The sequence below is a fragment of the Allocoleopsis sp. genome (assembly GCF_036703385.1).
In the GTDB taxonomy this organism is placed as follows: Bacteria; Cyanobacteriota; Cyanobacteriia; order Cyanobacteriales; family Coleofasciculaceae; genus Allocoleopsis.
Map to the genome: position 1 here is coordinate 1 of NZ_DATNPA010000383.1, position 6549 is coordinate 6549.

General features: G+C 46.7%; 6 protein-coding genes. 1 reads left to right on the top strand and 5 read right to left on the bottom strand.

Annotated features, from left to right (window positions below; genetic code table 11):
- The 3 genes from V6C93_RS19055 to V6C93_RS38780 all read right to left on the bottom strand — a co-directional run.
- The coding region (locus tag V6C93_RS19055; RefSeq protein WP_333478245.1) for a 5'/3'-nucleotidase SurE at nt 1-261 on the bottom strand (261 nt) is incomplete at its 3' end.
- Nucleotides 262-324: 63 nt separating this feature from the next.
- Nucleotides 325-1485, bottom strand: coding sequence for an RNA-guided endonuclease InsQ/TnpB family protein (locus tag V6C93_RS19060; RefSeq protein WP_333478246.1), 1161 nt, complete (start codon nt 1483-1485; stop codon nt 325-327).
- A complete protein-coding gene (locus V6C93_RS38780; RefSeq protein WP_333478247.1) occupies nt 1455-1775 on the bottom strand; it encodes a hypothetical protein in 321 nt (106 codons plus the stop codon). The genes V6C93_RS19060 and V6C93_RS38780 overlap by 31 nt, the downstream gene beginning before the upstream one ends.
- A gap of 418 nt (nt 1776-2193) precedes the next feature.
- Here V6C93_RS38780 and pheS point away from each other — a divergent pair, with 418 nt between their 5' ends.
- Nucleotides 2194-3201 (top strand): phenylalanine--tRNA ligase subunit alpha, encoded by a 1008-nt coding sequence (gene pheS / locus V6C93_RS19070; RefSeq protein WP_333478248.1) that lies wholly within the window; start codon nt 2194-2196, stop codon nt 3199-3201.
- A 106-nt stretch (nt 3202-3307) separates the two neighbouring features.
- Here the strand turns inward: pheS and V6C93_RS19075 are convergent, their stop codons facing one another.
- Both V6C93_RS19075 and V6C93_RS19080 read right to left on the bottom strand, forming a co-directional pair.
- Nucleotides 3308-6151, bottom strand: a complete 2844-nt coding sequence (locus tag V6C93_RS19075; protein ID WP_333478249.1) for a protein kinase domain-containing protein — start codon at nt 6149-6151, stop codon at nt 3308-3310.
- 262 nt (nt 6152-6413) lie between these two features.
- Nucleotides 6414-6549: 2-phosphosulfolactate phosphatase (locus V6C93_RS19080; RefSeq protein ID WP_333478250.1), on the bottom strand; the 136-nt coding region annotated here is incomplete at its 5' end.

Sequence of the window (6549 nt, forward strand, 5' to 3'; positions counted from 1 at the left end):
ATCAATTAATGCCCCCAGTGCCAACTTCACGCAGTCTGAGGGCGTTCCTGAACAAGACCAAGCTTTAACCGTTGGGTGAAAGATTGACTCAACTTTTTCGGCACGAATAGGGTCGTGTAAGGTAAGACCATGACCTGTTGCCGATCGCTCTCGGTTGGGACAAACAACCGTAACATCATGACCGACTTTGGCAAGCGTGTCGGCGAGGGTGCGAATACCCAGTGCAAAAATCCCGTCGTCGTTGCTGATGAGCAATTTCATGAAAAAGTAATATCGCCGCAAAGATGAAAGTCGTTGTTTGATTCTATCTTCAACTACTCCACCCTACTCCGCTTTGTCCTGAAAGGACTCCGCTGCGTTGAGGGTGGAGATTGCATCTATCGTCCACCTCAATTGCGAGTACCTGGAGCGGCGCTCACCTTTGGTTTCATCCGACGACGCATCAGGGACGGCTGAAAAGCGCCCCGTACTCTCCCAGTCTTGCCGAGAAAGCAACACTCTAAGTGCAATATTCCTAGCACCAACCAAATCAGCATGAAGAGTATACCCGCATTGCTGACACACAAAAGATAGACCCTTGTTGGGTCTATTTTCTTGAGATGTGTGACCGCAACACGGACAAGCCTGAGAAGTGTAATGAGCATCCATGTTCACGGCTAAACTTCCAGACAGCACAGCCTTGTAGTCAATGAAGCCGTGTAATTCGGCAAACGACCAACGAGCCTTGTTGCTGTTAGCACGACGCTGCTTCTTGGACGCCTTCTTCCCAGTTTTCTTGGGTCTTGTCCGCTCTCGGATATGGGTTAGATTCTCCAGTCCGATTAGGGTGCTAGGTGTTACAACTTGTTTAGCAATACAGTGATTGGTGTCAGCGATAAACCGTCTCTCCCGTCCAGATAACGCAACTAATTTACGAGTTGCACTACGGGTGCCTTGACGCTGCAAAGACTTTCTTGCTTTAACATAACCAGAAGCTTTGTGTCTCACCTCTTTGCCGCTGAAAAACTGAGACTTGTTCTGGGTGTCTGCTGCAACAGCAATGTATCGCTGCCCAACATCTACTCCTACAATTCGATTAATATCGGTTGGTGTTAAGTCTGGCACCTCTACCTCCATGCTCACCAATAGGTAGTAAGTCTTGGTCGGTTTCGAGTACCACAGCTTTGCCGCTCCGATTTTAGCTACTCCAGACTGAATCATTTCCAAGTGCTTGGAATAGCCTTGATAACTTACTTTAATTCGACCATCTAGAGTGATGACACTCACCTTCTGGTCTTTAACGAATGAGTAGTCACGCTGGTAATTTAGGGTATAAGTACGGGAAACGTATTTGGGGGGTTTGTCCAGTCCTTTGTATCGTCTCTTAGTACGACCTGATGTGATTGCCTCCTCGTTCTGCTTCAGTTTTGTCCGTAATGACTTGTATGTTGCTCCAACTTGACGATAGCGAAGCGTTAGCGAGGAACGAGCGTCGGAACGTTGCAAGCCATCTGTGAGGGAAGGTTAAACTTCTCCCGTAAGGTGTAGTAAACTTCCTTCTGAATCTTGGTGCCGTTGTAGGTTTTACCCATTTCAAAAGCAACACCGGACGTGTAATTCAGTGCGTCCCTGTATGCCAAACAAGTCAACCGGAGCTGTTCTTTTTGCTCTTGGGTGACTTCTACTTTTAATTTGGCGGTTAGGGTTTGTCGCATAATAATTTCACGAACTGAATCTATATTAGCGCTATCGTGAAAAGGCGGAAAGTGGTTTGGATGCCTCCGTCCCTCCGGCATCCCGTTCTTCCTCCCCACCCTAAACATTGTGGGCTGGACGCCCACTCGCGCAAGAGGGTGGGGACTCTCGCGTTCTCGTTGAGGCTTGGGGGACAATGCTGTTTTTCGGAAAGCGAAATCCGAGTGCAGCGCTCGCTAACGTAAAGCTACCAAGCTACCACCTCATCTCAGACCAATACTTTAAAAGAATGACAGCTCAGGTAGGTACACTGGTAAAGGTAATTGGCTTTGGTCAATTTCCCTGCCTACAAATTCTTAGGACGGAGCTGGAAACAACTCGGTTTTTCTGGCAAAAATTGACGATGCCACAGGGCTAATTCCAAAAGTCCCTTTCTGGCACGTACTGTTTCCGCTCCACTCAAAACAGGCTACGTCCTGCCACATTAACCAAACTCAAAACTTTCTTCACAGACCTAGCATGACCATTTCGCCTGACGAGCTTGAGACTCAATTAGCCGCCATCAAAGAAGAAGCACTTTCCAAGATCGCTGCTACTGATACCCTAGAACAATTGGAACAATTACGCATCAGTTACCTGGGCAAGAAAGCGCAACTGTCTCAGGTTCTGGGGGGTATGGGCAAGCTAGCACCAGAAGACAAACGTCGCATTGGTGCTTTTGCCAATGTTGTTAAAGAAGCCCTCCAAGAGAGTTTGGAAAAGAAGCGCACTGAACTACAAGCGGCCCAAATTCAGGCACAATTGGAAGCCGAAACCCTTGATGTGACGATGCCAGGAGTTTATCGCCTTCAAGGTCGGATTCACCCCCTCAATAGCACGATTGATCGGGTGTTGGATATCTTTGTTGGTTTAGGCTATACCGTCGCCGCCGGTCTGGAAATGGAGACGGATTACTACAACTTTGAGGCACTCAACACCCCCCCTGACCATCCAGCCAGGGATATGCAGGATACCTTCTACCTGCCGGATGGTAACTTGCTACGCACTCATACCTCTTCCGTACAAATTCGCTACATGGAGGAGACTAATGAACCACCAATCCGAATTATTGCACCCGGTCGAGTTTATCGCCGGGATACTGTGGACGCCACCCACTCTGCTGTGTTTCATCAAATAGAAATCTTAGCCGTAGATGAGGGGATAACTTTTACTAACCTGAAAGGTACCCTCAAGGAATTCTTCCAAGAATTGTTTGGCGAGGAGATAGAGTTACGTTTCCGTGCCAGTTATTTCCCCTTTACAGAACCTTCGGCAGAAGTAGACGTGAAGTGGAGAGGGAAATGGTTAGAAATGGGGGGTTGTGGCATGGTTGACCCCAATGTACTCAAAGCCGTCGGTTACGACCCTGAGATTTACACGGGTTTTGCCGCAGGTTTTGGCGCAGAACGCTTTGCTATGGTGCTCCATCAAATTGATGATATTCGTCGATTGTACAGCAGTGATTTGCGATTTTTGCGACAGTTCTAAAGCGGGTTGAAGGTTGAAGGTTGAAGGTTGAAGGTTGAAGGTTAGAACTCTCAATCTGTAAACTTTCAACTTTCAATTTACCAATTTTCAACTTTAAGCTTTTTCCCTAATCCCTCAACAGGGGCGTTTGTGCAAAATGTTCCAACAGTAGACGATGAATAAAAATGTAGCCTCCACCAACTTTTTGTAAAAAAATTCGCTCTGTCGCCCAGTCGAGAAAACGAGCATAATTCCCAGGAATATACCCACACAAGTAGAGAATAAGGCGCAGAATGAAGTGTTTGATACAAGCTTCACCGCCTCCAGCTACCAGTCCAAAGGATAGACCAAACATTCCCCAATACAAAACTCGCCAATGCAATAGCGCAGCTCCTACACACGCCACGCAAAATCCCATTAAAGAAAAAACAACAGCATTTTTAGCAGACTGCCAAATTCCTTGATTGGGAACTGTGAGCATCTCGATACCAGGGCTAGTTAACCCACGAACTAACCCAACAGTCAGCCCCATTGTCATCCCAAACACTAGCCCACGAAGCAATGACTCCTGAAAATGAGGATGGGCAAGACTAAAAGGCAAGGGGTTAAGTAATAAATAATAAGGGATTTTGAGGAGCAATCCCCAAAGCGAACCAAAAACTACTCCAGGAATCAGATTTTTCCTGGCGTTTTTCCCAGACCATTTTAGCTTCTCAACAGGTTTGATGCGATAAATACCGAAAATAAGCCAAAAAGCTAACCCTGTAGCGGAGAGCAGTAGAAGCATTCGGTTAAGCGGGAAAACCAATATTCCTATCAGCCCACCGAACAGGATAAAACAGAGAACAACACTGAGTCCGTAAATCCGTTTTTGCCAGTTTTTGGGCAACAAATCTGGCTGCATTCGCTCGATTAAGAATACAGTTTGAGACTGCTGAGATAGTTGTTGCGCTAGCCAAATTAGCCACTGCATTGATTGTGATTTTGAATACTGACGATTAGCGCCTCGGCGGTCAAACATGCGTTGAATGTAGTTATCAAACAAATGTTGGCGGCGTTCTTCCAAATTCATCCCCGGTAAGTCTGTTACCGACAGCCCCTGGTAAGCGAGAGTCATAATACTGAGCATTAGGGGAGACTGGGCTAATTCTTGGAGTGTAGTATCAGCTTGTAGGGCGGTATTGAGAGCGGCTAGTTCTAAATCTGCACTAGCAAGATAGTGATGAACTTGTTCTAAGGTTAGGGGTTGGATGAACAAAGCGGCCTGAAATCGGAGGTGGTGGTCGAGGGCTTCATAGTCTTTGATGCGGCTGGTCACTACAATTTCAGTGGTTCCGTGTAACTGGATGAATTCGTTTAACGCTTGAACACATGCTGCTCGACGAGTAGGACTGACTTCGTCTAAGCCATCCAGAAGTAGCAATAGCTGCTCAGTTTTAATCCAAGCCTGACCGATTTCTGTGGAAACTTGATATTTGGTATTGAGTTCTTGTACCAGCCAATCAGCAAGCGCTTGCTTGTCATTTGTCCAAGCTGAAAGGTTAAATACTACAGGGATAGACTGGTTGAGGTCTTGCTCGGTACGAGAAATTAGATCGCGAGTTAGTTCCAACAGTGTCGTTGTTTTGCCTGCACCAGGAGCGCCTAAAATTAACAGCGTTCGTCCGGCTCCAAGTTGGTCGAATTGGTCAATAATTCGGGTATTTGGGGGCAAGGTTTGCCGGGGTTGCTCAGGTGTTTCCCAGACAATTCCCCAAGGGCGATCAAGGGCATCGAGGCGTTTTTCTAAACCGAGGGCAATCAGTGCCTTATCGTGTAGAGACGTTTCTAGAACACCCTTAATCCAATAATTTTTCACCTTGTTGAGCAAGATTTGGCGATTGCGATACTCTTGTCGGGAGTAAAGCGTTTTCGCTTCCAGTACTTCTTGAGAAGGGATTGGGGATTGAGGTTTGGGAAGTGAAGAGTGGGAATACGGGGGAGTATTGCCAAGTCTTCTTTGTCCTCCTACTCCCCAGTCAAGAGCACCCTCAGTAGGGGTGGGGAGTTTTGTGGTTTCTAGATCGGGTGCCTGGGTTGTTTTAGTCTGAGATGATGGGAGAGTTGGCTTTGCTGGAATAATTTCTTGGATATTTTTTAAGACTGGAGTATCCGCCTGCAAGGCAAGGAGCATTTCTCTGGCTGTTGAGAAGCGATCGCGCGGATGAGGCTGAGTCGTCTTGTCTAAAATGGCTGCTAAGCTGGGGCTAACCTTCACCGCATCTGTGTGCCAAACGAACTGACCAGTCTCAGGATTTGTCTCTAATTCTTGAGGGCGTTTACTCGTTAATAGGTAAATTGCTGTTAGACCCAAGCTGTATAAGTCACTGGCATAGACCGGTTTACCTGCTGCTTGCTCTAGAGGCATGAAGCCTTTTGTTCCGACCACAATGGAGCTAGTTATCTCCCCTTGAGGATTGACCACCATACCCATCGTTTCTTTGGCAATGCCGAAATCAATTAACACGGGTTTGCCATCGTGTTGTCTGAGCATGATGTTGTTGGGTTTGATATCTCGGTGGATAATTCCTCGGTTGTGAACATAATCCAGGATGGGTAAAATACTCAACAGTATTTCCTTCACGTCACTCTCGCCCAATAAGCCGTTCCGTTGTAATGCGGCATTTAAAGTGACGCCTTCAATCCATTCCTGCACTAAATAAAACTGTCCGTACTCGGCAAAATAAGCATACAACCGAGGAATCTGAGTGCTTCCCTCACCCAGTTGCTCTAGAATTGCGGCTTCCCGCTCAAACCGCTCTTGAACCAGTTGGTAAACATTGGGATTGTTTGCGATCGGTTTGAGTTGCTTAATGACACAGTGACGACCTGAAGGCATATGCGTATCCTGTGCCAGAAAGGTTTCACCAAATCCGCCCGTCGCAAGAGCCTGAATAATTCGATAGCGATTGTTCAAAAGCGCTGGAATCATCAACTAGCTAAATCTCTGGGAAGCCCAACGCTGTCCCTTAAGGCAGCGCTGGAAGGATGTCACATTGGCTCAGGGAAAGCATCTAATACCAAGTTGCAGTCAAAAACGTAATGTAAGAAATTTTCACTCCCTACTTTCTACTTCTCACTCCCTTTATCAAGGTTACGGATTAGAATGCAACTTGGTAGAAAATGCCTGATACTGATATTGCTCGGCGAGGGAGCGTTTGCCAGCAAGGGACAGGTAATTTTTAGCCAGAGGATTACTCATTCTTAACTAAAATTCCTGGTTCTTTCTGGATCGGCAAGACATCTAAAATATCAGTCTGAGCGCAATATTTTAGATCTTCATGACCAATTAGACCCAACAGGCGTTTTCCGTGGCTGGCATGATGGAAC

What these genes read in the sequence shown, in the direction of transcription:
- V6C93_RS19075 (WP_333478249.1), bottom strand. Translation starts at nt 6,151, where the DNA reads ATGATTCCAGCGCTTTTGAACAATCGCTATCGAATTATTCAGGCTCTT.
- V6C93_RS38780 (WP_333478247.1), bottom strand. Translation starts at nt 1,775, where the DNA reads ATGCCGGAGGGACGGAGGCATCCAAACCACTTTCCGCCTTTTCACGAT.
- pheS (WP_333478248.1), top strand. Translation starts at nt 2,194, where the DNA reads ATGACCATTTCGCCTGACGAGCTTGAGACTCAATTAGCCGCCATCAAA.